This window comes from Acidithrix ferrooxidans (genome assembly GCF_000949295.1).
GTDB classification, from domain to species: Bacteria; Actinomycetota; Acidimicrobiia; order Acidimicrobiales; family Acidimicrobiaceae; genus Acidithrix; species Acidithrix ferrooxidans.
The window spans coordinates 1-26,906 of record NZ_JXYS01000023.1 but is presented as its reverse complement, the minus strand read 5'-3'; the positions used below and the strand labels follow the sequence as shown (position 1 = coordinate 26,906).

Annotated in this window: 19 protein-coding genes and 2 pseudogenes; 15 read left to right on the top strand and 6 right to left on the bottom strand. The window is 50.1% G+C overall.

All coding sequences use genetic code 11. The features are described 5' to 3' along the window. The first annotated feature begins 133 nt into the window (after nucleotides 1-133). From AXFE_RS04455 to AXFE_RS04425, 7 genes are read left to right on the top strand one after another with little or no spacing between them, the layout of a single operon-like run. On the top strand, nucleotides 134-1,720 hold the full coding sequence (locus AXFE_RS04455; protein ID WP_052604682.1) for a class I SAM-dependent DNA methyltransferase: 1,587 nt from the start codon (nucleotides 134-136) through the stop codon (nucleotides 1,718-1,720). Beyond that, complete coding sequence (locus AXFE_RS04450) at nucleotides 1,717-2,838, top strand: restriction endonuclease subunit S (RefSeq protein ID WP_152625861.1); 1,122 nt, start codon at nucleotides 1,717-1,719, stop codon at nucleotides 2,836-2,838. Before AXFE_RS04455 ends, AXFE_RS04450 begins: the two co-directional genes overlap by 4 nt. Continuing rightward, on the top strand, nucleotides 2,835-5,945 hold the full coding sequence (locus tag AXFE_RS04445) for a type I restriction endonuclease subunit R (protein WP_052604680.1): 3,111 nt from the start codon (nucleotides 2,835-2,837) through the stop codon (nucleotides 5,943-5,945). The genes AXFE_RS04450 and AXFE_RS04445 overlap by 4 nt, the downstream gene beginning before the upstream one ends. Continuing rightward, nucleotides 5,942-7,828, top strand: a complete 1,887-nt coding sequence (locus tag AXFE_RS04440; RefSeq protein ID WP_052604679.1) for an ATP-dependent nuclease — start codon at nucleotides 5,942-5,944, stop codon at nucleotides 7,826-7,828. Before AXFE_RS04445 ends, AXFE_RS04440 begins: the two co-directional genes overlap by 4 nt. Beyond that, nucleotides 7,825-10,107 carry an nSTAND3 domain-containing NTPase gene (locus tag AXFE_RS04435; RefSeq protein WP_052604678.1) on the top strand — a complete coding sequence of 761 codons (2,283 nt, stop codon included), beginning with the start codon at nucleotides 7,825-7,827 and terminating at the stop codon, nucleotides 10,105-10,107. Before AXFE_RS04440 ends, AXFE_RS04435 begins: the two co-directional genes overlap by 4 nt. Continuing rightward, complete coding sequence (locus tag AXFE_RS04430) at nucleotides 10,107-12,911, top strand: TrlF family AAA-like ATPase (RefSeq protein ID WP_052604677.1); 2,805 nt, start codon at nucleotides 10,107-10,109, stop codon at nucleotides 12,909-12,911. The genes AXFE_RS04435 and AXFE_RS04430 overlap by 1 nt, the downstream gene beginning before the upstream one ends. Before the next feature lie 42 nt (nucleotides 12,912-12,953). Continuing rightward, a complete protein-coding gene (locus tag AXFE_RS04425) occupies nucleotides 12,954-14,219 on the top strand; it encodes a hypothetical protein (protein ID WP_052604676.1) in 1,266 nt (421 codons plus the stop codon). Between the two features lie 85 nt (nucleotides 14,220-14,304). On the opposite strand, the gene AXFE_RS04420 is transcribed toward AXFE_RS04425, so the two are convergent. Further along, a complete protein-coding gene (locus tag AXFE_RS04420; protein ID WP_052604675.1) occupies nucleotides 14,305-14,700 on the bottom strand; it encodes a hypothetical protein in 396 nt (131 codons plus the stop codon). Between the two features lie 674 nt (nucleotides 14,701-15,374). Beyond that, on the bottom strand, nucleotides 15,375-15,563 hold the full coding sequence (locus AXFE_RS19060) for a hypothetical protein (RefSeq protein WP_152625859.1): 189 nt from the start codon (nucleotides 15,561-15,563) through the stop codon (nucleotides 15,375-15,377). 370 nt (nucleotides 15,564-15,933) lie between these two features. Here AXFE_RS19060 and AXFE_RS04410 point away from each other — a divergent pair, with 370 nt between their 5' ends. Both AXFE_RS04410 and AXFE_RS04405 read left to right on the top strand, forming a co-directional pair. After that, entirely contained in the window at nucleotides 15,934-17,286 is a 1,353-nt protein-coding gene (locus tag AXFE_RS04410; protein WP_152625858.1) for a hypothetical protein, read from the top strand. Beyond that, nucleotides 17,283-18,191, top strand: a complete 909-nt coding sequence (locus tag AXFE_RS04405) for a DNA adenine methylase (protein WP_200891185.1) — start codon at nucleotides 17,283-17,285, stop codon at nucleotides 18,189-18,191. The genes AXFE_RS04410 and AXFE_RS04405 overlap by 4 nt, the downstream gene beginning before the upstream one ends. A 203-nt stretch (nucleotides 18,192-18,394) precedes the next feature. On the opposite strand, the gene AXFE_RS04400 is transcribed toward AXFE_RS04405, so the two are convergent. After that, nucleotides 18,395-18,655: a hypothetical protein gene (locus AXFE_RS04400; protein ID WP_152625857.1), complete on the bottom strand. Its 261-nt coding sequence runs from the start codon at nucleotides 18,653-18,655 to the stop codon at nucleotides 18,395-18,397. Between the two features lie 106 nt (nucleotides 18,656-18,761). Continuing rightward, nucleotides 18,762-18,959 carry a hypothetical protein gene (locus AXFE_RS04395; RefSeq protein ID WP_152625856.1) on the bottom strand — a complete coding sequence of 66 codons (198 nt, stop codon included), beginning with the start codon at nucleotides 18,957-18,959 and terminating at the stop codon, nucleotides 18,762-18,764. 197 nt (nucleotides 18,960-19,156) lie between these two features. On the opposite strand from AXFE_RS04395, the pseudogene AXFE_RS21310 reads away from it, so the two are divergent. The 3 genes and pseudogenes from AXFE_RS21310 to AXFE_RS04375 form a co-directional block, all read left to right on the top strand. Next, nucleotides 19,157-19,270, top strand: a pseudogene (locus AXFE_RS21310) (NrdR family transcriptional regulator); the annotation flags it as partial. 6 nt (nucleotides 19,271-19,276) lie between these two features. Beyond that, nucleotides 19,277-19,975 carry an ATP cone domain-containing protein gene (locus tag AXFE_RS04390; protein ID WP_052604670.1) on the top strand — a complete coding sequence of 233 codons (699 nt, stop codon included), beginning with the start codon at nucleotides 19,277-19,279 and terminating at the stop codon, nucleotides 19,973-19,975. A gap of 934 nt (nucleotides 19,976-20,909) precedes the next feature. Further along, nucleotides 20,910-21,914: a hypothetical protein gene (locus AXFE_RS04375; protein ID WP_052604667.1), complete on the top strand. Its 1,005-nt coding sequence runs from the start codon at nucleotides 20,910-20,912 to the stop codon at nucleotides 21,912-21,914. 447 nt (nucleotides 21,915-22,361) lie between these two features. Here the strand turns inward: AXFE_RS04375 and AXFE_RS19055 are convergent, their stop codons facing one another. After that, complete coding sequence (locus tag AXFE_RS19055; RefSeq protein WP_152625855.1) at nucleotides 22,362-22,574, bottom strand: hypothetical protein; 213 nt, start codon at nucleotides 22,572-22,574, stop codon at nucleotides 22,362-22,364. Nucleotides 22,575-23,133: 559 nt separating this feature from the next. Here AXFE_RS19055 and AXFE_RS04365 point away from each other — a divergent pair. Continuing rightward, nucleotides 23,134-23,631, top strand: coding sequence for an ASCH domain-containing protein (locus AXFE_RS04365; protein WP_160291726.1), 498 nt, complete (start codon nucleotides 23,134-23,136; stop codon nucleotides 23,629-23,631). Next, complete coding sequence (locus AXFE_RS04360) at nucleotides 23,574-24,200, top strand: AAA family ATPase (RefSeq protein ID WP_082058472.1); 627 nt, start codon at nucleotides 23,574-23,576, stop codon at nucleotides 24,198-24,200. Before AXFE_RS04365 ends, AXFE_RS04360 begins: the two co-directional genes overlap by 58 nt. 243 nt (nucleotides 24,201-24,443) lie before the next feature. Here AXFE_RS04360 and AXFE_RS04355 read toward each other — a convergent pair whose 3' ends face one another. Continuing rightward, nucleotides 24,444-24,737, bottom strand: a complete 294-nt coding sequence (locus tag AXFE_RS04355; protein ID WP_052604663.1) for a hypothetical protein — start codon at nucleotides 24,735-24,737, stop codon at nucleotides 24,444-24,446. A 1,949-nt stretch (nucleotides 24,738-26,686) separates the two neighbouring features. Between AXFE_RS04355 and AXFE_RS20355 the strand changes: the two are divergent. After that, nucleotides 26,687-26,906: pseudogene (locus AXFE_RS20355) on the top strand (reverse transcriptase domain-containing protein); the annotation flags it as partial.

Below are 26,906 nucleotides of genomic sequence, written 5' to 3'. Positions count from 1 at the left end.
ATACGTATAATTATCCTAATTTGAACGTATGCATGTTCTTAAATAATAACTGTCACAGTCATTGTGTAGGATAATGCAGGCATTTTTGGATGAATAGAATTGACACGTTTGTGTCCATGGGAGAATTGCAGTAATGGCGAGGACGACGAAACAGAAACCACAAAAGACACTCGAAGCTCGGCTTTGGGAGGCAGCTGATGCGCTTCGAGGCAACCAGGAGCCATCTGAGTACAAGCATGTGGTCCTTGGACTCGTCTTCCTAAAGTACATCTCGGATCGTTTCGAAGCCCGACACCAACACTTAGAAGCCTCATTCTCCGACCCATCATCCAGCGATTACATTCCCAATGCTGAAACGAGGGGACATCTCCTGGAATCTAGAGATGAGTACACCAGCCACAACGTCTTTTGGGTTCCTGAAGATGCTCGTTGGCAGTACCTCCAATCGAAAGCGAAGCTTCCTGACATCGGCCAGGTTATCGATCGAGCAATGGATCTCATTGAGAAAGAGAATCCGATCATCCGTGGCGTTCTTCCTCGTAACTACGGTCGAGAGGGTCTTGACAAGGGCCGCCTGGGCCAACTTGTTGACCTGATTGGATCAATCGGTTTTACAGAATCCGATGACCACGGTAGTGATGACATCCTGGGTCGGGTCTATGAGTACTTCCTTGGTCAGTTTGCTGGCAAGGAGACCGGCAAGGATGCTGGATCGTTTTTTACGCCGCGTTCCATTGTTCGTGTGCTAGTTGAGATGATCGAGCCCTACAAGGGTCGGGTTTACGATCCTGCCTGTGGATCGGGTGGTATGTTCGTTCAGTCATCCGAGTTCGTCAAAGCTCACGGCGGTCGACGCACCGACATCTCTGTCTATGGTCAAGAATTCACCGATGCCACTTGGAAGCTTGCCAAGATGAACTTGGCACTCCGAGGGATCGAAGCTGATCTTGGTGATCGTTCCGCTGACTCGTTTACTCAGGATCTACATCCTGATCTGCGGGCTGACTTTGTAATCGCCAATCCACCATTCAATGATTCCAAGTGGTGGAACGCCAAGTTGTCCGATGATCCTCGTTGGAAGTACGGCACTCCGTCAGAAGGCAATGCGAACTTCGCTTGGGTTCAACACTTCGTCTATCATCTGGCACCCAACGGTACGGCGGGTTTTGTGCTCGCCAACGGTTCGCTGTCATCCAAGACCAGTGGCGAAGGAGAGATACGTCGCAAGCTGGTCGAGGCGGATTTAGTTGACTGCATCATCTCGATGCCGGACAAGCTCTTTTTTGGAACTGGTATTCCAGTGAGCCTGTGGTTCGTTTCGAAGAACCGTCACGGTAATGGGCATCGCAAGCGCACAGGCGAGGTGTTGTTTATCGATGCTCGAAAGTTTGGAACAATGGAGAGCCGCCGTCTACGAGTGCTGTCGGAGGGAGACATATCAAAGATCGCGGGCGTCTATCACGCTTGGCGAAGTCGTGATCCTGAGGTTCCTTACGAAGATGTACCCGGTTTTGTCAAATCTGCCAACCTAGAGGAGATCGCCAAACATGACTTTGTTCTAACTCCAGGACGTTACGTAGGTGCTGCTGACGCAGAGATCGACGATGAGCCGATCGATGAGAAGATTGCACGGCTTCAAGGGGAGCTGTTTGCTGAGTTCAAGGAAGGACGCCGACTAGAGGAAGTCATTCGGGAGCGGCTTGGAGGGCTGATCCTGTGAGTTGGAGAAGCGTGATGCTGGGGCGGTTGTGCAACTTCCAAGCTGGAGGCGCATTTCCACGCGTCGACCAAGGCTCGCGGAGTGGCTCCATACCATTTATAAAAGTCAGCGACATGAACCTGCCAGAGAATCATATGTGGATACTGGGTGCCAATAATTGGGTTTCAGGCAAGGTCATTGTGCACCTTCGAGCGAAGCTCATACCAGCCAATTCGATTGTGTTTGCAAAGATAGGGGAGGCGCTAAAATCGGAACGGTTAAGAATCATCACACGACCGACTCTGATCGACAACAACATGATGGCAGCTATAGCCTGTCTGGAAATGGTAGACCCGAGATTCTTGTACTATCTATTGGCCACTTTAGGACTCAGTAAATGGGCTGAGGGCAGTGCACTCCCATACTTGAGGCAAGGCGATCTAGAAAAAATTCCGGTTACTGTACCGAATCTTATCGAGCAGCGAGGTATCGCGGCCACGCTCGGAGCGTTGGATGACAAGATTGAGTCGAATAGGCGGATAGTCAGTCAGGCGTGGGCGCTGGTCGAATGTAAGTACGGAGCGATTACATCCAGTGCTGAGGCTCGCACACTAGGAGACATAATGTCTTTGGAGTACGGCAAGGCACTCCCCGCTACCGATAGGCATTCGGGCACCGTTCCGGTCTACGGGAGTAGTGGAATCACAGGATACCACAGCAACAGTTTGATTCGTGGTCCAGCTGTAATCGTTGGTCGCAAGGGGAGTATTGGTACCGTCCATTGGTCGGCAGGGCCTTGCTATCCAATCGATACTACGTTCTATGTTCGACCGGACACCGCTGTTTCTCTTTTGGCAAGTTTTTTTGCGTTGAAGAGCCTTGACCTATCAGCTATGAATTCGGATTCCGCGGTACCAGGATTGAACAGGCATGCGGTGCTAGCACAGCAAGTCGACTTTGCTAACGATGGTTCGCTTGTAAATTGGACGCAAGAATCAATGCCGATTGTAAATCGTGCAATCGCAGCAGACCACGAAAATAGCTCGCTCTCGATACTCCGGGACGCCCTCCTCCCTGAACTCCTCTCCGGTCATATTCGCGTTCCCGAAGCTCAAGAAGTCGTCGAGGCTGTTGTATGAGCAAGCTCAACGAGGGAACTGTCGAAGATGCCGCACTGGAGTACTTTCGCCAGCTTGGTTATCAGACGGAGTGGGGGCCTCGTATTGCTCCCGACGGAGAGAGACCCGAACGTAGCGATTATCGGGAGGTGGTACTCCAGGACCGTCTCCTCAGGGCTGCGGAGCGAATCAACTCTCAGTTTGACGATGCTCTTATTCACGATGCCATCAAGCGACTCGAGCGTGCTGAGTCACAGAACGAACTATCAGAGAATGCCCGTGTTCACCAACTGCTCACCAGAGGTGTGCCGGTAGAGCATCGTGGCAAAGACGGTATGGTTCGTACCGAGCAGCTCAAGCTCATCGATTTCGATCATCCAGATAACAACGATTGGCTGGTGGTGAACCAATTCACCGTAATCGAGAATCACAAGAACCGTCGTCCCGACATCGTGGTGTTTATCAATGGTCTACCGATTGGCCTACTGGAACTCAAGAATCTTGCTGACGAAAATGCCACCCTCAGGGGTGCTTGGAACCAGATCCAGACCTATCGGAATCAAATCCCTGCAATCTTTCTGCACAACTCCGTTACCGTCATCTCCGACGGGATCAGTGCATCGATGAGCTCATTCTCGGGCGGGTTCGAGCATTATGCTCCATGGAAGACTATCGACGGCCGGGAGGTTATCACCGAGCGTCCGGCTCTTGAGGTACTCATCAAGGGAGTCTTTGACCAAAAACGCTTTCTGGATATCATCCAGAATTTCGTGCTCTTCAGTGACGAGTCCAAGGGTCTCGTCAAGCGAGTGGCCAAGTATCACCAGTACTGGGCTGTTAATGCTGCGGTTGAATCCACCATTGAAGCCTCTGGCCCTAACGGAGATCGCCGGGGAGGCGTTGTTTGGCACACTCAGGGTTCTGGTAAGTCCATCGAAATGCTGTTTTATGCCGCCAAGATTATGCAGGATCCTCGTATGGGCAATCCCACCTTGGTCTTTATTACTGATCGCAACGATCTAGATGATCAGCTCTTTGGCGAAGTCTTTGCACCTGCTGAGATTCTCCCCGAGCGACCGGTCCAGGCTGACTCTCGCCCCAGCCTTCGAGAAATGCTCCGTCGAGCCTCGGGTGGAATCGTCTTTACCACCCTGCAGAAGTTCGCCCCAGAAGAAGGTGGTGATTCCAATCCCATCTTGACCAATCGTCGAAATGTCGTCGTAGTTGCTGATGAGGCTCATCGCTCCCACTATGGCTTTTCTGCCTCACTGAACCCCGACGGTACCCTCAAATCGGGTTTAGCTAAACACATGCGTGATGCTCTGCCAAACGCCACGTTCCTCGGTTTTACTGGCACACCTATCGAATCCAACGATAAGTCAACTCGTGCAGTGTTCGGTGAGTACATCGATGTCTACGATCTGACTCGAGCCGTTGAAGATGGTGCGACCGTCCGTATTTTCTATGAGTCCCGCCTTGTCAAGGTCGCTCTTGATGCCGCTGACTATGCCACCTTGGATGCTCTCGCCGATGAGATCACCGAGACTGTGGAGGAGTCAGCAGCTAACAAGGCCAAGTCCCGTTGGGCTCGTCTTGAAGCGATCGTCGGAGCTGATGCCCGGCTCGACCTTATAGCTCGGGATATCGTCGATCACTGGGAGAAGCGTAGATCTGCACTATTTGGCAAAGGCATGATTGTTGCCATGTCACGGCGCATCGCCGTTGAGCTGTATGCCAAGATCGTCGCCCTACGTCCTGAATGGCATAGCGACGATCCGACTCAAGGCAAGATCAAGGTCGTCATGACCGGCTCAGCTGCTGACCCAGCAGAATTCCAACCTCATATCTACTCTAAAGACGTCCGCAAGGAGCTGAAGGCAAGAGCAAAGAATCCAGAGGATCCACTGGAACTCGTGATTGTCAGGGATATGTGGCTAACCGGATTCGACTCACCTTCGATGCATACGATGTATGTCGACAAGCCAATGCAGGGCGCTGGTCTTATGCAGGCTATCGCCAGAGTCAACCGCACCTTCCTCGATAAACCGGGTGGCTTGATCGTCGACTATATCGGCATCGCTACCAATCTCCAAGATGCCCTGGCCGAGTACTCGCCGAGCGATCGGGATCAAGCTGGTGTGCCGATCGACGAGATTGTTGCCGTTATGGAGGAGAAGCACGACGTTATCTTGTCTCTTCTCCACGGATGCATTTTCGATTCTTCCCCAAATCTCTCCTCTGCCGACCGACTATCACAACACGCCAAGGTGCTCGACTTTGTAATGGCAGACCCCGATCGAACCGAGCGGTATCTCGATCAGGTGCTAGCGCTGGCCAAGGCGTACGCGCTCTGCGGCGCCAGAGACGAAGCCGTGGCTCTCCGAGACGATATTCGTCTCTTTGTTGACGTGCGGGCAGCGATTATAAAGATCCAGAACCCTGATTCGGGACAGGGTGGCTCAGGCACCGTTGAGATTGACACCGCTATTGGTCAACTTGTCAATGAGGCCATCGCTGCCGATGAAGTAGTAGACATTTACAAGCTCGCTGGTATCGAGACCCCCGACCTTTCGATTCTTTCGAATGAGTTTCTTGAGTCTCTCGCCAGCAAGGACAAGCCCAATCTTCAGATGGGACTGCTAAAGCGGCTTATCAACGACCAGATCAGAACCATCCAGCGAACCAACATTGTCCAGGCAAGAAAGTTCTCCGAGCAGCTTGAGGAGGCGATCAACCGATACACGAACCGGTCCTTGACTACAGCGGAAATAATCGCTGAGTTAGTCAAGCTTGCCAAGGATATGCGAGATCAAGGTAAGCGTCACAAAGAGCTGGGACTGACTATCCCAGAAGCAGCTCTCTACGACGCGATTCTCCAGAATGACTCAGCAGTCCTTGAGCTTGGTGATGAGACACTCAAGAAGATTGCGGCTGAACTTGTCCAGGCAGTTCGGACCAGTACCACCATCGATTGGAACCTGAAGGAATCGGTACGTGCAGCGATGAGAGCCAAGATTCGACGACTGCTCGCTAAGTACGACTATCCGCCGGATCGGTCAGAGAAGGCTGTGGAACTGGTGCTTGAGCAGGCAGAGATGTTTGCGTCGAACGAGGAGAGCGTCCTGTGAAAATTCGATATGTTCGAATTAAGAATTTTCGGACTTTGAAAGACGTTTCGATTGAGTTCGACGTCGTCACTACTTTCATTGGACCCAATGGCACCGGCAAGTCCACGGTATTGCGTGCGCTCAACTGGTTCTTCAACGGAAGCAAGAATGGAGATCTCACCGAGGAGGACTGCTCCTTTGGAGCAGTGGATGAAGACATCGAAGTACAAGTTACCTTTGGGAATTTGAGCGACGCTGATCGCGCCGAGCTTGGTAAGTATGCGCCTGACGGAGTCGATACTTTTACGGCGTGGAAACGCCGCACTCCTGAGGGCGATGAGTACTTGTCTGCGAACGCAAAGGGCTATACGGTGTTCAACGAAATCAAAGCGGCAGCGACGGTTACGGCAAAGAAGGAACATTATGCCGCCCTTCGAACGGCTCAGCCGGGACTCGAGCTCCCCTCTGCATCCACCGGGCCGACGATTGACTCGGCGCTAACCACGTGGGAAGCGTCCAACACTGACAGGCTTGAGGATGTGCCCGAAAGCTTGCAAACCAATTTCTTCGGCTTCAACAGTGGCGGGAAGATGAGCGGCCTATTCGACTTTGTACTAGTCACGGCCGATATGAGAGCAAGCGAGGAATCTCAGGACGTCAAGGCGAGTATCATAGGCAAGATTCTCGAGCGATCCATTGATCGAGCCGCCGCCGACGAAGAGATCGGCAAGATCGTTAAAGAAAGCCAGCTCGCGCAACAGAAGGTTTACGACGAGAAGTTCAAAGGACAGCTCGAGGCTATGACGGCTAGCTTGAATGATGTTGTTAGTAGCTATGCCCCGGGGCGCTCAGTCTCGATTACTCCTTCAAATGTCGAGCTAAAGGCACCAAGGACTACATTCGACGTGTTTGTACTCGACGGTGTAACCAGTACTGCGGTCGAACGCCAGGGGCATGGCTTTCAAAGGACGCTCCTCATCTCTGCACTTCAGCTACTCGCGCAGTCCGGAGCGGCTTCGAGCGACGGTGTCATCTGTCTTGCAATTGAGGAGCCAGAACTCTTCCAGCATCCAATCCAGGCGCAAGCCTTCGCCAAAGTCCTTCGTTCTTTGGCCGAAGACGACACCAAGCGTATTCAAGTCTGCTACGCCACACATAGTCCATATTTTGTAGAGGCTCGGCAATTTGCACAGGTGCGTCGACTTACTCGGACAGTTGGAGAACACCCAGTAGTCACAGTTCATTCATCGTCTCTTAAGCAGGTAAAGGCTGCGTTGGCGACCATCGTGAAGCCAACGACGGTTGATCGGCAACTTGACGGGACAATCTCGAACCAGCTCTCAGTCGCACTTTTTGCCACCAGAGTGCTATTAGTGGAAGGGCTGACCGAAGTTGCGGTCTTCTATGGCATTGGTGATCGTGAGGCCGTTGGAGCGTTGGAGGCACTAGGGACTTCGATCGTGGCTGTTGGGGGCAAGGCCAATCTGCCGCTTGCCCATGCGATCCTCACATCGCTCGGAATTCCCACTTATTCCCTATTCGATGGAGATTCCGGATTTGAGGCACGTGCCCATGCGATCAATAAATCACAAGAGAAGATAGACGCGGAGAGAGCGACTCATATCACAGGCAACCGGAACTTGCTCAAGTATTTCGTGCTTCCGGAAGTTGACTTTCCAGGGGAACAGGTGACTAACACCGTTGCGGTGTTATCCGACCATCTCGAGGGATTCCTGGAGACTAACTGGCCCGAGTGGATAGCCGCGTATGAGGAATTGGAGAATGAAGTGGTCATGTCTCTGAATAAAAACCAGGCTGCATACCGCACGGTGACACTGGAATCTAAGGGGATCGTACCTCAAGTCCTTAGCGAGATTATCAACCGCGTGGGGGCGGTTGCATGACAGAGTCGCTGTCCTATGACTTACACAAGCTTGGATGGCGTGCCTTCCAGGATCTGAGCGCGGTTATACTCCAAACTGTCCTCGGCGCGACATTTAAAACATTTGCCGACAGTAACGATGGCGGTCGTGATGGCGCCTTCTACGGGAATTGGACCACGACATTCGGGACCGAGGTGGGAGCAGCGAGCAGAGCTGCCCCAGCAGCCGCGACTGTCATGCAGTGCAAATTCAGTGCGTCCGGCCGAGAAACGCTGACTCCCAGTGCGCTTGCAGAGGAACTCGAGAAAGCCGCCAGCCTTCATGAGCGCGGGTTATGTGATGCTTACATACTTATGACGAATTTGCGAGTCACCGGCAAGACCGAGGGATGGATCCAAGAGGAACTACGAGCGAGGGGAATCAATGCCGTCGAAGTGTTCGACGGTCACTGGATTTGTCAACAGATCAGCAAAGAGGCAGGCCTTCGCCGATACGTCCCTCGGGTTTATGGCCTGGGTGATCTAGGTCAAATTCTAGATAATCGGCGGTTGCAGCAGGCTATTGCACTGTTGTCGCGGCTGGGCGACGACGTTGCAACCTTCGTTCCAACAGCTTCTTATCGGCAAGCCGCCGACGCCCTGGCTGGGCACGGCTTTACATTGTTGCTCGGAGCGCCCGCAGCAGGGAAGTCGACGATAGCAGCGACCTTATCGGTTGTAGCACTGGACGTATGGCGTTGTGGAGTACGAAGGGTTGACTCAGCGGAAGAACTCATTGCTGCATGGAATCCACGCGAACCTGACCAGCTATTTTGGGTGGATGATGCGTTTGGTGCAATTCGGCATGATTCGCAATTGACTGACCAGTGGTCCCGGCGTATGGACCAAGTAATGACCGCCGTGAAAGGCGGCGCCAAGATTATCCTCACGAGCCGCGACTACATATATCGACAAGCCAGAGTGCACCTGAAGGAGTATGTGTACCCATTGTTACACGAGCAAGCGGTTGTCGTAGATGTTGCACAACTTACGAACTCCGAGAAGCGGCAAATACTCTATAGCCATCTGAAGGCTGGAAATCAGCCCGGTGAGAGACTACGTCGTTGGCGATCAAACCTTCCTGACCTAGCAGTCTCCGAGCGCTTTCAGCCAGAACTTGCTCGCCGTCTGAGTCAAACTCGCTTCACGACTTCAATCACAGACAACCGGAAGTTGATGGACTTCTTTGATCATCCGGCACAGTTCCTCAAGGATGTGTTGTTTCAACTTGCCGACCAGGATCGCGCCGCACTCGCATGCGTCTACCTGGCCGGAGATGGACTTCCTGTTCCAGTTAATCTGTCTGAAACTGCCTTGCATGCCGTGGCAAGAATGGGGTCTACCGAGCAGGAGGTGTTGACCGCCTTTCAGCATCTGCGAGGGACGTTCTTGGCCTTGTCGTCTACGGATGATGGAAACCAGCTGTGGCGCTTTCAACATCCCACCATTCGAGAGGGATTTGCATCTATGATCGCCGACGATCCCAATGCGGTGGAGATTCTTCTAGACGGACTGACCAACGATGAGATGCTCCGACAGATCGATTGCGGTGGTGGAGAGCAAGGATTGCTCGTGGTTGTTCCTGCCTCGCTTTATACGAAGGTGTCAGCCCGCGTTTGTTTGACCGATACGCTCGATACCGATAACTGGTATTCGCCTCTTGCTGAATTTCTCGGTCGTCGTTGTTCCGACGACTTCCTCCGACTATGGGTCGGTGACCATGTCGGAGATTTGAAGACACTGCTTAACTTCGCTGGATTTATGGGCGTCTCTTGGCGTCCGCTTCTCCTAGCACGTCTACATCGAGCCGGAGTTCTTCCAGAGCACTTACGGCTACAGGCAGTGGAATTGCTAGAGCGACTTGCGATAGAGGATTTTGATAACTCCTGGTTGGATGTTGGAGTCGTTGGGTTATTCTCCGAGTTGGAGAGTGGTGCGTTACTCGTGCGTTTCCAGGAGGAGTGCCTACCGGATCTCGACGATTTCATCGACTCGTCGGCTGATGGATACGACAGTGAAGTGAGCCCCGCCGAACGCTACCAGTTTGCTCGTGACACTGTTTCCGCGTACCTGAGAGTATTCGATGATCCTGGTGTCAAATGTCAATTGGAGGACGCATTGGCGCGGATCGAAGCACGTGTCGCTTCCGCCGAAGAGGATTTCGACCCGCCTTCGCGATCGTCGTTCGCCCCTGCACTACAGGTGCCCTTAGTGGCATCAGGAAGAGATGAGTTCGACGACGTGGACGAGGGGCATAGTTAATGGACTTTCCGCGCGGATCAGAGTGGCGCAAGTGGGATCTGCATGTCCACACGCCGGGTACGAAGTCGGGCGATGCGTACACCAAGTCGGACAAAGATCTTGACTGGAAGCAGTTCTGCGAGGTCATTCATGATTCAGATGTTGCTGGAGTGGGCATCACAGACTACTTCTCGCTTGACAGTTTTTTCGAGTTCAAGAAGCATTACGAGTCCTTTTATCCGGGCTTTATTGACAAGGCTTTCTTCCCGAACTTGGAGCTCCGTCTGCCTGAGGTACTCAATGATGCTGGGCAGTCGGTAAATATTCACCTACTCTTCCGACCCGATCTTAGTGCGTCAGATGCACGCAAGTTTCTGATGGCGCTGCAGACGGAGACAACGGTTGGGAAGGCGAAGAAGCCCGTCTTCTGCGCCGAACTCAAGAGCGCGAATGAATTTGAGAGTGCAACAGTTTCTCGAGCGAGTATCGAGCACGCGATCAAGCAAACATTCGGAGAGCGTGCGATTTTCCAAGACAACGTGTTAATTGTCACTTCGGCCAAAGGAGACGGCATTCGTCCCGGAAATAAAAGTAAGGGCAGCAAGAAGCGCAAGAACAATCTCAGCGATGAGACTGACAAGATGTCGCACGCGTTCTTTGCTGGACCTGCATCTAGGGATTATTTTCTCAGCACTGATCGGCTCGAATCGGACGAACAAGTTACTCCTAAGCCTGTATTTGGTGGTTGTGATGCCCACAGTTTCGACACTCTTCGAAGCGGATTGGGAAAGCAGAGCGATGCCGAAGGACAGCGGCAGAATATTACCTGGATTAAGGCAGATCTAACTTATGAGGGTCTTTTACAGACCCTCATCGAACCGGCGCAACGGGTTGTTATGCAAACGAACGAGCCTGATTTTAAGGAACCATACAAATACATCTCGCGAGTGAAGTTCTCTAACACTGCAGACTTCCCGACGGAGATTGTCTTCAACCGAAATCTCAACTCCATTATCGGTAGTCGATCATCTGGTAAATCGGCATTGCTTGCCTTCATTGCTCACGCTGTTGATCCTGAAGACACGATTCAACAGCAGATAGATGTGTCGAATGGTGATCGCAACATGGTGGGTCCGGCCGCTGGAAAGAGCTGGGTAGACGTTAGTGATGTCGTGTGCTCAGTCGAGTGGGGGTCGGCCGAAGTGACGAGCGGTAAGGTTATTTACATACCGCAGAACTCACTTTATGTGATCAGCGAACACCCCGACAAGGTCACGCAGAAGATCGTGCCGTCACTATTTCGTCACTACCCGAACTTCAAGACAGACTATGATCAGGCTCTGACAAAAGTCCGGGCCGCAAACGTCGACATCCGTGCCGGCATTGTTATGTGGTTCGAATTAGCAGCTGCCGTGGACGGGTTGAGCGCCTCGATTCGCGACCTTGGCGATAAGAACGCGATTATGACTGAACGCGACAACCTTCAGGCGAAGATTGACCAGATCAAGAAGGAATCAGAGCTTTCTGACGAAGAGATCGCTTCATATCTAATCATAGCGGGAGAGCTCGACGAAAGGCATACTCGCCTGACTGAAATTGACGAGGAGGTTCGTCTGCTCTCTCAATATACCGTGAAGACAGGCGATGACGAAGCTAGCGTGATGCCAGGTTCAGTCGTGGTCTCAGTCAGAGTGGAACCGTCAGGCGATCAATTGCCAGATGTAGTTGCCGCTAAGGTAGAATACCAGCGTCGGCGATCAAAGGATGCCCTCAATGCGAGTGTCGAAAAAGAGCTAACAGAGGCGCTCATTACTACGCTCGGTGTGCTGACAAAGCTTAATTCCGAAATCGAGCGGATCACCAGGGATAACGCTGAGCTTATCGCGAAGCACACGGCTAACGCTGAGCTCGAAAAGCTCAGCGAAGCTCACAAAAAGCAAGTCAAGGCGCTCGGGGAGATTGACAAGAAAGAGTCAAGCCGCACCAAGAAGGAGAAGGCGCAATCTGATGAGGCGGCGAAGATAGCGAAGAGCTTAAATACCCGAAGCGAAGCATTCGTTCAACTTAAGTCTACTTTCACCAAGGAACGACGCGTTCTGGAAGACCTCGTGTTCGGAGTGGAAGCTCAAGTCGATCCTGATACAGTAACGTCTCTGTCACTAGCGTTCAACAAGAATGAGATCACTGATTACGTGCAGAAAGTTGGGCAGCCACTTGACTACGTGAAGGCGCAGGATGATCCTGGATCGTTCCTAGCCGCGATTCGCTCCGGCACGCAAAAGCTCAATAAGGGATACGCCGTCGTCGATACGGTTGTGAACGTTCTCGCGACCGCTCCTGAAGTTCGCTTTACAGCAGAACTCGATGAAGACAAGATTGGCGGCTTCGGTCGATCATCGATGACTCCAGGTAAACAGGCCCTCTTCGCATTGACTCTACTCCTCAATGAGTCGCAGGAGCCGTGGCCACTTCTGATCGATCAGCCTGAGGACGATCTCGATAGTCGGTCGATCTACAACACGGTCGTGCCCTACCTCGTTGAGCGGAAGCGTGAGCGACAGATCATCATGGTAAGTCACAACGCGAACCTGGTGATTGGTGCTGACTCCGAAGAGGTGATAGTGGCGAACCGTAATGGGGCTGACCGCCCCAACAGGGACGCTCGAACGTTCGAGTACCTCACTGGTTCACTTGAACATAGCCAACCAAAGAATGAGAAGAGCAAGACAACTCTCGGTCGATACGGCATTCGCGAGCACGCCTGCGAAATTCTTGACGGCGGAGAAGAGGCATTTCAGAAACGCAAAGAGAAGTACAAGATCTGAATCTTGTGTCAAGAGTAATTATGAAAATACATGGTGGTGGTAATGATGGAACGAGTCGAGCGCATTGAGCGAGCAGTGGTTGATCAGTGCGAATTACTTCTTGCGTCGGACGCGTTCGACGCCTGGAAGGGTGCCGAGTCCATTCGCCCTAACGATCACATAGTTTTCAATAATTCGTTTCTACTTCGCGAGGGTCAATCAACTATCAAAAACGTTCATTATCTTGCGATTCGCGTTGACGAGAATGGGGGCTTCCTCTTACCACCGATCATCATAACAATGAAAAGTCGAATCACTTCGCAATTCAAGCGCCTTCCGGCAAAAGTGATTGGAGAGTATGATACCGCTGATCTTAGAACCGCGATTTTGGAACAATTGCCGCTGCTGGGTTCGATTATGTTTAGCTTGGTTGGTCGAATAGGCGATCCAGAAGCCGCAGAAGTTGATCTCGTCGGAGTTTCTTGGGCTCAGGTATTGCGCTATTCGCCAAACCAAATTTCTGCGGCCGAGTTGTTGAATGATGCGATCATATTGGGTGACATTACTAGTTTGGATTCGACTTGGGCGGCAGTGCAAGCGACAGCTGCTCACCACGAGATCGACATCACAGCCTTGAGTGATATCTTTGAGACTGCTTTTCATGCTCTCCAGGAGACCGTCGCTCGTCCTGTTGACTTGACAGACATAGTGGACGAGGCTCCATCTATCCTCAGCAACATGCTCGTTCGAATACAGCAACAAGTGAAAGCGTTTTCGGAAGCGCTATTCATCCACCGCGACAAGTCGGACGACGATGAGGTCTACAACGAACTCTTGAGGGTGGCTTATAATTTTGCCGACGGTGCTCGCGCGTTCCTAAGCCTTATGGTGGGAATCTGTGATCTCAAGCCGCTAATATTCTGGCTAACAGTTTTCGAGCAGGTGGAGCTCGCCCATTGCTTCACCAAGTTGCCATTTTCGCTCGTGGGTAAGGGAAAGCCATCGTTAGAGAGATATCGTTCAGTCATTGCTGATGCCCGGAATCAGGCGTTTCACGACCTGTTCGCTTTTGACCACCCTTTCAAGGTCGACCTCGCGGGCGATGCTTTTCGATCACCGAAACTGCGACTTTTTCGGGGGTATGGAAAAAGAAACGATCCGGCACTAACCTTTGAGGATCGTGGGTTAGTTGAACTGCTTCAGTCGCTAACTAGAACCTCGGAACATCCTGTGCCATTGGGCTTCTGGGACGGCAATCAGGATATCATGAATGCCGTTGTCGACGCAGTTGGTGCGTTGCGTCGTGCACTTGTCGTCGTTGCGGAGTAGCTTTGGGTTCGGATTGATTAAAGAATCGCTGAGAAGCTATTAACAGGAGTGTTTATCGACGGAAGTCGTTATGGAAGACCGTTCGCTAGGACTCGTGTTCGCCTCCGTCGTCGATCGTCCAGCTTTTGAGGATCTCGTTGTCAGGGCCGTAAATCGTGAAAGTCTCTGGACGGTGCAAGCCATTGGGATCATTCTTTACCTTTGCAAGGAAGCGTGCAATTGCCCAGTTCTTGACCCTGTCGTAAATATCGTTTGTCAAGTTTGCGATCACCGTTACGGTCATGGCACCACCGATATAGATAGCTACGGCTTCGGCCTGATTGAAACTGATTCCTCTACGCCCCGGATCGTATTCAGTTATCTGAAGGTCGGCGCTGAGACCTCCGGATCTCAGCAGGGAAACAAGGTTCTCAAGGTCGGCTCGATGTTCGGGCTGCATCACCAAATAGGGCTTGCCTGCGGCAATAATCAATTGAGGCAAGAATCACCTCCAAATGCGACTGTGTGTAGACAGCCTCTGGTCCAGTGCTTATATTCAACTTTCGAATGGATCGAGCGGACTAACACCCCACATACACTCCACGTTTCGCGGCGTTCCTAACTGCAAGACTAGTTGCTCTTTCCGGAACTGTGACTCGAGGCCGGACAGCACATGGAAGGAGGTTCGAGCTAGTAGCGACGAGGTCTTGATCAACTGGGCTTCTTCCTCCGAGGTAGCCTGGACTTATAGGCTCTCGTTCTGCCAGTGTCTAGGGAACTCAGCAAAGATCAGCCGCTGGGTTGGTGGCAACCGGGCTGAATGCCAGACTTTCCGAGGATACTGCTGACAGTATGGCGGTTTAGACCATATTTGAGAGCGAGCTTGTAGGTGGAGGACCCGCTGAGGTAGTCACCAAGAAGCGATCCGATGTTGGCCTGGGGCATAGTATATTTCATCTCCCATCTCCCAAGTCAGTGTCAAGGGATCCTGATCTCCGAGGAGCTAGATGCACCTGAGGTACTGCAAAGACATGATAGCTCGTGAGTTGAGGGTTGGTTTAGCAATCGGCGAGTATGTTGGAAAATCTGCGGTATTTGTAAGATCGATGATTGATGACTTAGGATTGAAGTGTGCCGCGGGGCTTGACCTCTCCACAGATCTCTCAGTCAAATCAATCAACGGGTCCGCCGAGGGCGCTTATCCACTCCCTGTCGCCTCAATATCGCTGATACCGTTCGGCGATCAATCTGGTAGCGCTTTGCCAAATCTTTCATTAGGATTCCAGCTTGGTAGGCTGCCATCAATTCAATAATCTCGTCGGCATGCAAGCGATGCTGTATCTGTTTAGGTACGAAGTCCTTCACCGGTAAGCCACTATCAGGCATGTCAGAATGACAAAGTTTGCTCTTGTCCTTTCTTCTTATCTGAGGATTTCCACTTATGCGGATACGTATCCTATATCAGCAGGCCACTAAGCCTGAGTTCATCTGAGACCGTTGGCATTGAGAATTCCTTGTTCGCTAATACTCTCGAGCGACAATTCTTCGCCATAGCGCCGAATCGCTGGGTTTTGATGACGCAATACTCTTAATTCGACGGAAATCTCAAATTGGCATCTCTCGGACGAATAAGCTGTTCTGCGAATCTAAACGATTAATGGTTTGTGGCAGAATGATGGTTGATCACGAACCATCAGAATGCTTTGTCAAGTTCGATTTACAGGGGGTTGAAACGATGGCTGAACTTGTCGAGGTTGTTGTAAGTGATTTACTACTTGACGAAGAAAATCCCCGCCTAGGACAAAAACAAAATTCACAGCAAGATGTATACATTGAACTCGGCAAGATGCTTGGAACTAAGGTAGTGGTTCTTGCAGACGACATAATTAAAAATGGATTAGATCCTATGAACCTAATTGCAATTATTCCCACTAAAGACCAAAAAATGCGATACAAGGTAATCGAAGGGAATAGACGAGTTTTAGCTCTCAAGGCGTTAGACACGCCATCAATTTTAGAACAATGTCTATCCTCGAAGGATCAGCGTCGTTTGAGAACGCTTTCAGCACGCTTCCACGAAAAGCCGATCGATACAATCCAAGCACGTCTCTTTGATAATCCTCAAGAAGCCGATCACTGGATTGAACTTAGACACACCGGTCTAAATGATGGTGCCGGTTTGTTTGAATGGAATTCGAATGAGAAAGACCGATTTGCTGCTCGCCATAGCGGGAGCCGATCTCCTGCCGGACAAGTAATTGACTTCGTATTGCAATATGGATCACTCGAACCCGAATTACAAAATTCTGGGCGGAAGATTCTGACAAATATCGAGAGACTTTTTTCTAGCAGAAGCGTTAGAGAGAAGCTAGGCATTGAAATCGTTGATGGTCAAATCGTAAGTTATTATCCGGTCAGCGAACTGGTCGACGGACTTTCGTATGTGGTCGAAAGTTTTCTAAGTGGGACTTCAAACGTGCATGACGTATATCACGCCGCAAACCGAGAAAAGTTCGCAGAAAATATACCTAATTCAATGGTGCCAAGAAGCGAACGTTGGGAGTCACCTGCACTGCTAGGTGAACTTGTTACTGGACGAATCACACCAATAGTTGAAACACCTAAACGTCGCCGTCATCGCAATACGGTCGAACGAACCGTCGTTATACCCTCTTCTTGCATGCTCAATATTCCGCCACCAAGAATCAATAGGATCTACAATGAACTGAAGACCCTTAATATTGAAACATATCCTAATGCAGGCGCGATTCTTCTTAGATTGTTCCTCGAACTTAGTATTACGCATAGTCTGCAATCCAATGGTGAGTTGAGCAACGAATATCAGTCAACTGACCCATTAGCGAAGAAAATGAAGGTCCTAGCTGGGCATCTTTATGTGAGAGAGCAAATCAATGATCAGCTTAAAAAGGCTATAGAGCTTGTAGCGAACAATGACCGAAACATGATCCAAGCCTCGACTGCAACATTCAATCAATATGTTCATAATTTTCACGTTAATCCCACTCCATCTGATATTAGGACCGGATGGGACACACTTCAACCTTTTCTAGAGACGATTTGGGCTTGAATTACGCTTCTCTGATCACATATCCGTCGCCACTGCGTTATCCAGGTGGAAAGAGAAAGCTAGCCAACTTCATCAAGCTTTTAATCGTTCAAAACCAGTTAATTGGATGTGACTATATTGAGCCTTTTGCAGGTGGCGCGGCAGTGGGATTGGCACTTCTTTTCGAAGAATATGTAAATGCTATTCATCTCAATGATTTGGACCGGAGCATTTTTGCATTCTGGGATGCGGTTCTCAACTGCACAGAGGACCTTTGTCGAAAAATTTATGATACCGAGGTCTCTTTTGAAGAATGGGAACGGCAGCGCGATGTACAACTAGCCAGTGATCCGACAAATTTAGACCTTGCGTTTTCCACTTTCTTCCTCAACCGAACGAATAGATCGGGAATCATAACAGGTGGACCAATAGGCGGGAAAGATCAGCATGGTCAATGGAAACTCGATGCAAGATATAACAAAATTAATTTGATCCAGCGCATTAGAAAAGTGGCCCGGTTCAGAAATAGAATCACCTTAACTCAAGCGGACGCTAAAGATTTCCTTCAGACAGGGTCAATAGATTCGGCTCAACGCACTCTCTCATATATTGATCCTCCGTATTACGAAAAAGGAAGAGGTCTCTATAAGAACTTTTATGAACATAAGCACCACGAAGAGATTGCGATACGAGTAACAAGTCTTCGGAGTTCATGGATCGTTTCTTATGATGCCGTTACACCGATCTTTGACCTATATCGCGGGTATCAATCAATCCAGTATTCTCTAAGTTATAGTGCCGCTAATCGTTATCGAGGTAATGAAGTGATGTTCTTCAGTCCAGAGCTTAAGCCCCCTATTTCGATGTCACCCACACAAGTTACCAAAGAAAACTTGAGAATTGCTCGCTCAGAAATAAAGAGTTAAAGTGTCGTATAGAAAATGAGTAACATCTTGAATGGTTGTGTAATGACCCTAGGGAAGTAAAAGGACATAGCGTACCTTCTGCCATCGCATCAGCGGAATATCTATAGAAAATAACGGTATCTAGGGCGAAAGAAGAAACCAGCTATTTGGAACTTAAAGAATTATTCAACTCAGGACGCGCTCAAGCAGTGATATACAATGACTCAATTCATTCCGGAAATTTGCATTAATTTCGACAATGTCTCTCTTGCTGTTTGTTCGATAAGGCGGTCGTGTATTACAAGGTTGCGGCGATATGCGAATATGTTCTCAGGGCACGGCTTATTAAATAAATAGTATCTGGACAGAGCATCGAGCTGACGGGAGTCAATCATCGAAAAATATTGTGGATGAAATGCGAAAAGCGACTCGACAATTTGAAGTTCGTTGTTATATATTACATCTTCGGTTGAATATTTATTCATGAGAATAACTTTCATTTTATAATCGAAGAACAAGGATGTCAACGTGTTGTGCTTCCAAAATAGAAGACGGATCTTCTTGCTTTGAAGATCCGTCTTCTATGGCGTGTTAGTCGCTATGAATTTTTGCTGCTTGCCAGTCGCCTCCGATGTTGGCTACCTTCCAGCCGTCTACGTGCGTAGGGCCTGAAGTCCGACCAGCATGCCAGTGGTCGTGCTCGATCTGACCTAGATTTTGCAATGTGATGTAATCTCCTGGCCGTACACCCGCTTGCTGTGCTGCCTGAATTGCTTGGTCCTTGTTCATGTCTACTTTCCTCTCTACTACTGGGATCGTTTCTAATCCCAATCGCCATACTATCCGAGGCAGCTCTAGTAAGCGTGGAACGTATTTGCGAAACCTATAACTAGTACCTCACATATCTAGTTGTGCACTACCAGTAGGGGCATAGGTTGTAGGTTAGAACAGTACACTAGTGATAGTTATAATTAGGGGAGAGAAGCATGGAGTGTCCGAATTGTGGGTCCAGCAAGAACTTGTCTGTGAAAGAAACACGGAGATCAGCTGACGGCGGGATCCGGAGACGAAGACGCTGTGGAGGGTGTTACTACGATTTTACCACCGTGGAACATGTAAGCGAGATAACGCTGAAGGTGCGAAAGAGGAACGGCAAGGAAGAGCCGTTTGACCGTGTTAAGTTGAGAAACGGAATAGTGAAAGCTGCGGTAGAGGTAGCGAACAACGGACGGCTCACTGAACTAATTGAATCCATCTATTTAGAGGCTCGCCGGGTTTCTCATGAGAGTGTGATTGGAAGCCAGGAACTTGGCCATATCGTGCTCATTCATTTGAGAGCCTTTAATGATGTGTGGCATATTCGTTATGCACTTACCCAAATAGGCCGTTTGGACCGAAGCGAGCCTACGAGGGGTTGGAGGACCGTTGACGATTTCCGACGTTGGCTTCACGATACCTACCCGGAACTGAAGCATTTTCCAGCTTATACTACACTTCATTACGTTGTGAAAAGGAATGGGGATCGGAGAAGCTACGATCGGAAAAAGCTGGAACGATCTATTGGAGTGGCATCAAAGGGCCGAGGAGAATCTGATAATACGGTCTTTACTTTTGCAACGAAAATCGCAGATGAGGTTGAGAGGGAACTTCGCGGTCAGGCGATTGTGACTTCAAGTCAGATCGCAGCCGAAGTTATTCGATGTTTGCGTCGAGTAGACCATATTGCCGCACTTAGGTTTTCAAGTACCGCAAAGTTGTTTAGGTCATCCGAAGACTATGAGACAGAGGCGATTGGGCTACGATGATCCAAACCTAGATACGTTTGGTATTGCTAGCAGGGACTTACCATCTCCGAGCGAAGCTCAACCTACTCGCTATCCCATAGGCCGTAGAGATCGTGATAGAGAAAATTGGTTTAATGATAAATTTGCCAAGCATTTGACAATCTTGGACTGGGGACTAAAAGGTTTCATATTTGAACGGCTGTAAGAGCACTGTACATTTTCCTAAAGTAATCTGCAATGTTGCACCGCAAGAAAGTTTCATCTGCCATGTATTTTGGTGTCCAGAAATTTAATGGCGTTTTTGTGGCGCGGCTCAACACGATGTCTCGACTGGCTTCGTAGAACAATGGCACCTCCCGGACAGCGCGATTATAGGACTGGGACTGAGAGGGCTCTGTTCGCATTCTCGGGAACGACTTGTTATTTCCCGGGATGTACAGCTAAGTTCATCATCTTTGCCCTTGCGCAGCTTTGCAAGTTCGAACGCCTCTTCGTGACCGTCAGGCTCTCGAACTTGAAACTGGTCGCCACTGACCTGCTCGATCGTTACGAAATCGTATAGGCAGTCGCCAAATCGACGCCGAATACGTACGTCGAGTTTCCTTGACAGACAAGTTCTTCTCGGACATACAGTTAGGACACATGATCCTTATAACTTCCTTCGCTTAACTGGACCTAAATACTAACACGGTGTAGAATCATGCCATGCTGATAACTAAATAGCGTGTCTTTAATAAAGGAAACTCACTACCAGTAGGTTTATCACCTATGAGCACCCATATATAGGATGCGTGCACTATCGTACCAATTAGGGATCAAGTTGGTACAGTTCAACGAGTGAAGGTGACGGAATTGGGAAACAGAGTAGAACGCAAGATAGCAATCAGAGTGCTTGGGTTGGAGTCCTTGAGACCGTGCCGAGACGAGACATCAAGCCAACCAAATTGGGAGTGCCATGACCTCACTAGACCATGAACAAATCTCGGCAAGGCTTCGCAGCAAGGCCGTAAGGATATCGACACAGGAGATTCTCCTGGCACGTATCGAACAGTCCGCTCAAGAACAGGATCTTTCGCAGCCCACAAATTGCAAAGGATACGGGCGTGTGCACCACTTTCGGATTGGCGCACCACACCCTTGGCCTGCCAATCCATTGCCAATCATACCTGCCTCGTATCGCCTGGCACTAGATCCAACAGATGTGATGACTGCGCAGGTATTCCAGATTGCCGCATGCAATTGGCGTTGTTGGTATTGTTTCGTGCCGTACAATTTGCTTTCAGCCAACGAGACTAGGTCCGGCTGGTTCACGGCACAAGAGCTAGTGGACTTGTATATGTGCGAGCCGGATCGCCCGCTAATAATAGATTGCTCTGGTGGTCAACCTGACCTCTCCCCTGAATGGCTCGTCTGGATGATGACGGCCTTGCGCAAGCGCGGATTGGATAACGCAGTCTACCTTTGGTCTGACGACAATCTAAGCAACGACTATTTTTGGCGATTTCTACAACCTTCTGAACGAGAATTAGTGCGAGAATATCGCCTTTATGGCCGAGTTGGATGCTTCAAGGGCTTCAATGAAGCCTCCTTCACTTTTAATACTAAAGCCGATAAGACACTATTCGCCCGCCAGTTTAAGCTCTTCAAGCGGCTGGTGGACTTTGGCATTGATACGTACGCCTATGCCACATTCACCGTTCCAGAAGCACCATCACTTACACGAGATATGGGTGACTTTGTAGATCGATTGCAGGTTATTCACAAGAACCTACCTCTAAGACTTGTTCCTTTGCAAATTCAGCCTTTCGGCGTTGTTGAACCTCGCCTTCGCGAGACACACCGCCGTTCATTGGCAGTACAGGAGGAGGCCGTGCAAGCTTGGAATGAAGAACTTCGCATGCGATTTCGTGAGGACGAGCTACTTATGTCAATGCCACTGGTATCGCTGAGGACTGATTAGTCTTGCTATTCGACCTTGAGGATAAGGCCTTCCGTGAAGAGGCAGAGGTTTGGCTTACTAGTTTAGATGATAGCACGATAGTGGATTTAGAAGCTGTCTTTGAGATCTCTCCAGGGTATTATCCCACCACGCTACTCACGCTGTGGGAGCTTGAGACGCAACGACGACATCTCCCTTCCTTATCATCCGCTGGGCCAACAACGCGACATAAGCCTCTCCCGGTATCTCATCCGTTTGATGCAGACTGGCGGTTCACTATCGATAGCTCTGCTGAGCTCGTATCCCGTGCAGTTGATGGCCTAAGTAACTTATCGACCGTGGTGCACATTGGCACACATAGCACATACCGGCTAGGGGTATCGACGTTTCCCCAACACCATCATGTGCTCTTGGATCGCAATAGTTATCTGACAGAAACGATTAATGGTAAAGATCATAGAATTCTCGCTATCGACCTGTCAAAGGACGAAGTGCCATACCTCCAGGCAGAGTCCGCGATTCTCGATCCGCCTTGGTACCTTGACGACACTCTGTGGTTCCTGGATGCCGCTTCTCGTGTTTGTAGCATGGGCGCATCTGTCCTGCTTTGCCAACCGAGCCTAGCGACACGTCCAGGCGTGATGTCAGAGAGAGCGCAGCTATTAGAACTCTTGCCAGCATTAGGTCTCCTCCAAGTGGACGAGATTATCCGCTCTATCGGATATAGAACACCGCATTTCGAAGCGATGTCACTACGAGCCTCATCTGTGAGTGTACTAGTACCGGACACTTGGAGGCACGGAGATCTACTGGTCCTCTCAAAAGTAGGGCCCACGTCTTTAACCCTTTCGCCTCCGAAAAGGGAGGAATGGTCTGAGGTTCAATTCGGACCTGTCCGAATAAAGATCCGTTCCTCGGGAGTACCGACAGACCTAATGAGCCTTGTGCCAGGGAACGTTTTGAAAACGGTAAGTCGCCGAGATCCCGTGCGCCAACAAATCGGGTTCTGGACAAGTGGAAATCGCATATTCGGTGTTGCTCATCCTAAGCCACTTGAAACTCTGATTGAAATGTGTAATGATGATCTTAAACATATGCAATTCACCTTGTCCAATATTATTAATCATGGGCGACGCATCGGTTTCTCGAGTTCTGTGAGTCGGCGACTATTTGATGTGTTGTTACTCAAACTTCAGGAACACATGGATCGAGAACATGGCTAATGACGACGGAACAGATTATGTCAGACTTGCGGTCCGCAGTGGATAGTTCTAATGAGTGGGCTGAACTAGGCTCACGTTTCGCTGATGATGCGGTGGGCATTCATCTTGCCATTTTTGTCGAGCCATTTTTGTCATTAGTTTTGAGCGGGAAGAAGACCATTGAATCTAGGTTTTCAAAACACGCAATTGCTCCGTATAACCGAGTGTTGGTAGGTGATCTAGTTTTCTTGAAAGCTGGGCCAGTGGTCGGATATTTTACAGTGTCATCGGTCGATTGTAAAACCCTCCAAAATAAGAAAGAGCTTGATCTAATACGAATGACGTATTCTAATGCTATTTGTGCTGAGAGTTCGGACTTTTGGCGGCAACGCATTGGAAAGCACTACGTGACGCTTCTGGGGGTGGAAATGGCAACACAGCTTCCACGCGTTCGTGTATCTAAAGTCGATAAGCGTGGATGGGTCGTCCTGCGTCAATCGCCTCAAAGCGGCGAAAAGCAGGATTCGCAGCTTTGACCCACGTCATATGCGTGAGTGGCCACATTGGGAGCGGCAAGACCACGCTCTGCTGGTCCTTGGCTGAGACGTTGTCGGGTTGCCACGTGCGGTCCTTTGGCGACGTAGTGCGCGCTAGAGCCCAAGCACAAGGGCTGCCATCGACGCGTCTATCCCTGCAAGAAGTCGGATCGGCCATGATCCGTGAAGGTTGGCACGCGTTCGTATCCCAACTGCTTGTTGATCTTCCAGGTGGATTTGACGTATTGATAGTTGATGGGATTCGCCATATTGGTGCTTTGTCAGGCATACGTGACGTGATGAGGGACACTCAAGTAGTCCTTGTATTCCTGAGTTGCGACGCCAACACGTTGGAAGGACGGCTTGTCCAACGAGGTGAAGCATTGAGAGTCCCAAGGCACGCTGTGGAAGAAGAGATATCTGGCCTCGCTATTATCGCCGACATCGTACTCGATGCTACTGAACCGCTGGAAGTAATCGTGGAAACACTGGTGACGTATTTGGGGTTAACCATACAGAACGCCGCAAGCGAACACGAACAGCGACTAATTTTTGATGAACGATGCTGACTAGACCTCATCCATCAGCATGACTGCTAACAAAGGCACAAGGCGAGAGCTTGAGTTTATTAGCGTGAATATTGACTCCAAGTTACTAATGAAGATGTCACCATACCCTCTTTAAGCCAAAACGACTCTAAATGTGCATTATGAACTCTCGAGAATGTAAAAATAGACTTCGCCAAAACATCTTTTCTGACAACCTAGTTGAAGACAATTGGTCGGCCGAAAGATTTCGTCGAGAAAGAACTGTTAACGTCGTCGACCGAGCTGAATGCCGCGATCCTTGAGATGCCGACTAACTGTGTGGCGATGAAGTCCAAACTGGCTTGCGATTTCGTATGTAGTCGATCCTCCGAAGTAGGCAGCTACAACTTGGTTTACTTCGAGGTAGGTTAACCGCTTTTGACGTTGACGAATCTTAGCGACTACTCCGTGGTTCACGTTTGAATTTGGTCGATCATTAGGTACCAAAAAAAGGTCTCCGGGCAATGGCTGACTCGCTAAGAGTGCCCACTTTTCTGTATCAGCATCTGATAGTGCCACTAAAAGTGTCTTACTCAAACCATGTGCATGAAAAACAGACTTACTGTCGCAAGAACGATGCTTCTTATTTATAGATAATCCCGTGAGTTCACTCGGTCGAGTGGACTCTGAGTTGGACCTTCAGCTTTTAGCGGGGTCCAGGTATGTCGGCTCTCCCAACCATTATGTGGTTCTCCAACCCCCTCAACTGATAAGTGACGCCTCTGCGATAAGAACTTTGTGCCTTTAACAGTATTGAATGAAACTTGCAGAAGTTCGTGGCCCCAGTTACTTAGCCCCATCTTTCGCAGTGCGTCATGAATGAAAGAGGTTGTAAATCACCTAGAAGCTGATAACAATCACACTGCAATGCTACATAGATGATGGAACTACGCCCTCCGGGATCGCCTTTTGGGAGGAGATTCCAAACCACCGTACGGGGCATTAGCTAAAGACTGTTGTCCAAAGCGGTACGGAAAAGTTAGAGCAATGACTCTTTCAGGTATGAGTTAAGAAGACGAGTGAAAACGAACCATCTTCATCAACTACGGCAAGTGTCTCGAAATTGATATAGATGATGTCGAAACCGAGGGACTAGGAACTCTCGGGACAACTTGGAGACTAACCCAATTAGTGCTCCCTTTGGCTATATGGTGCCATCCGGCGTGTAGGTGGCATGACCTTAACATCAGGCGTTTATGTGGAACATGAGAACCCAGTCCTAGACGTTCTTGGCGAAGCCCACATGGCCTAAGCCCAATGATGAGGCTAAACCTACATGGGCTAAACCCACATGGCCTAAACCCAATGATGAGGCTAAACCTACATGGGCTAAACCCAATGATGAGGAAAAACCTACATGGGCTAAGCCCAATGATGAGGAAAAACCTACAAGTTGCAGATCAACAAGAGGGAAAGTACCAAATGCCTATGGATTGGGGACGGACCATCCAGTAGGTGCGCCGGGATAAACCGGTATGGAGGAAGAGATGAAAGAGCCCTACATCGAAGGTCTAGCGAACCACGATGACCCCGAGTCATGCGTCGGCGTCCGCGAGGACGCAGGCGAAGCGTTGACAGGGGCACGTGCAGGCCAGGCTATTGAGGCGCGTAATCAGAGAATTCGAGGTGCCGACGCTGTCTATGGAAGCGGAAGGCAACACCACCGCTAGCGCTATCGCAAGTTGCTTGTGGGCCCCGCGCGGTCAGAGAACCATGGCACCTACGGAACCTCCATGCGCGAGAACCGGGAGATCCCGCGCTCGCCAGTCGGGTTGATCACCCAGTGGGCCGCTCAGGAAAGGCTAAGGTCGTACGCCTGAGATGAACGAGCGCGGGAAGTCAGACAACCCCATATTACCTACGAAGCTGTCGAACAAAACCGGGGGACCGGTAGCGGAGGTAGTGGAGGAAAGGAGGTAGTGGAGGAAAGGGGGTAGTGGAGGAAAGGGGGTTGGCCAAGGGGAACACGACCGACCTAACACGCCCCGGACTCAGAACCGGACCCACTTGCGGACAAGGTGTGTCAAACGGGCTGGATCGTGTGCGCGAAGTAGCAAGAAAGGACAAGCAAGCAAAGTTCACAGCACTTATTGCACCACATCGACTCAGACCGCCTGAAGGCCGCCTATTTAGCGATTAACCCGAAGGCTGCGCCATGAAATCGATAACGTGACATGGCACTCCTACGAAGAGAATCTGAGGGAGAACCTCGAGGATCTTCTTCAAAGGGTCCACAACGGTGCCTAACGGGCAAGCCCTTCTCGTAGGGTATACATACCAAAACCAGATGGACGACAACGCCCACTCGGTATCGCAACGCTGGAGGACAAGATCATCCAACGTTGGGTGGTGGAGGTATTGAACGCTATATACTAGAAGACTTTCTCGGATTCTCCTACGGGTTCCGACCATGACGTAGCCCCCACGATGCGCTTGATGCGCTGGCGGTCGGGATCTTAGAGAAAAAGGTGAACTGGATACTCGACGCTGATATCAGCGACTTCTTCTCCAAGTTGGATCGGACGTGGTTGAGGAAGTTTCTCGAGCATCGCATTGCGGATAAAAGAATCCTGCGACTGATCGACAAATGGTTGGCCGCAGGAGTCATCGAGGATGCGAAGTGCACAAAGACGACCGAAGGATCAGCACAAGGGGCATCGGTTTCACCACTGCTCGCTAACGTGTACC

Excerpts from the sequence above, each read along its gene's own strand:
- AXFE_RS04455 (WP_052604682.1), top strand. The coding sequence starts at position 134 with ATGGCGAGGACGACGAAACAGAAACCACAAAAGACACTCGAAGCTCGG.
- AXFE_RS04445 (WP_052604680.1), top strand. The coding sequence starts at position 2,835 with ATGAGCAAGCTCAACGAGGGAACTGTCGAAGATGCCGCACTGGAGTAC.
- AXFE_RS04435 (WP_052604678.1), top strand. The coding sequence starts at position 7,825 with ATGACAGAGTCGCTGTCCTATGACTTACACAAGCTTGGATGGCGTGCC.
- AXFE_RS04430 (WP_052604677.1), top strand. The coding sequence starts at position 10,107 with ATGGACTTTCCGCGCGGATCAGAGTGGCGCAAGTGGGATCTGCATGTC.
- AXFE_RS04425 (WP_052604676.1), top strand. The coding sequence starts at position 12,954 with ATGATGGAACGAGTCGAGCGCATTGAGCGAGCAGTGGTTGATCAGTGC.
- AXFE_RS04410 (WP_152625858.1), top strand. The coding sequence starts at position 15,934 with ATGGCTGAACTTGTCGAGGTTGTTGTAAGTGATTTACTACTTGACGAA.
- AXFE_RS04400 (WP_152625857.1), bottom strand. The coding sequence starts at position 18,655 with ATGAATAAATATTCAACCGAAGATGTAATATATAACAACGAACTTCAA.
- AXFE_RS04395 (WP_152625856.1), bottom strand. The coding sequence starts at position 18,959 with ATGAACAAGGACCAAGCAATTCAGGCAGCACAGCAAGCGGGTGTACGG.
- AXFE_RS04375 (WP_052604667.1), top strand. The coding sequence starts at position 20,910 with ATGACCTCACTAGACCATGAACAAATCTCGGCAAGGCTTCGCAGCAAG.
- AXFE_RS19055 (WP_152625855.1), bottom strand. The coding sequence starts at position 22,574 with ATGCTGGCAAGAGTTCTAATAGCTGCGCTCTCTCTGACATCACGCCTG.
- AXFE_RS04365 (WP_160291726.1), top strand. The coding sequence starts at position 23,134 with ATGTCAGACTTGCGGTCCGCAGTGGATAGTTCTAATGAGTGGGCTGAA.
- AXFE_RS04360 (WP_082058472.1), top strand. The coding sequence starts at position 23,574 with ATGGGTCGTCCTGCGTCAATCGCCTCAAAGCGGCGAAAAGCAGGATTC.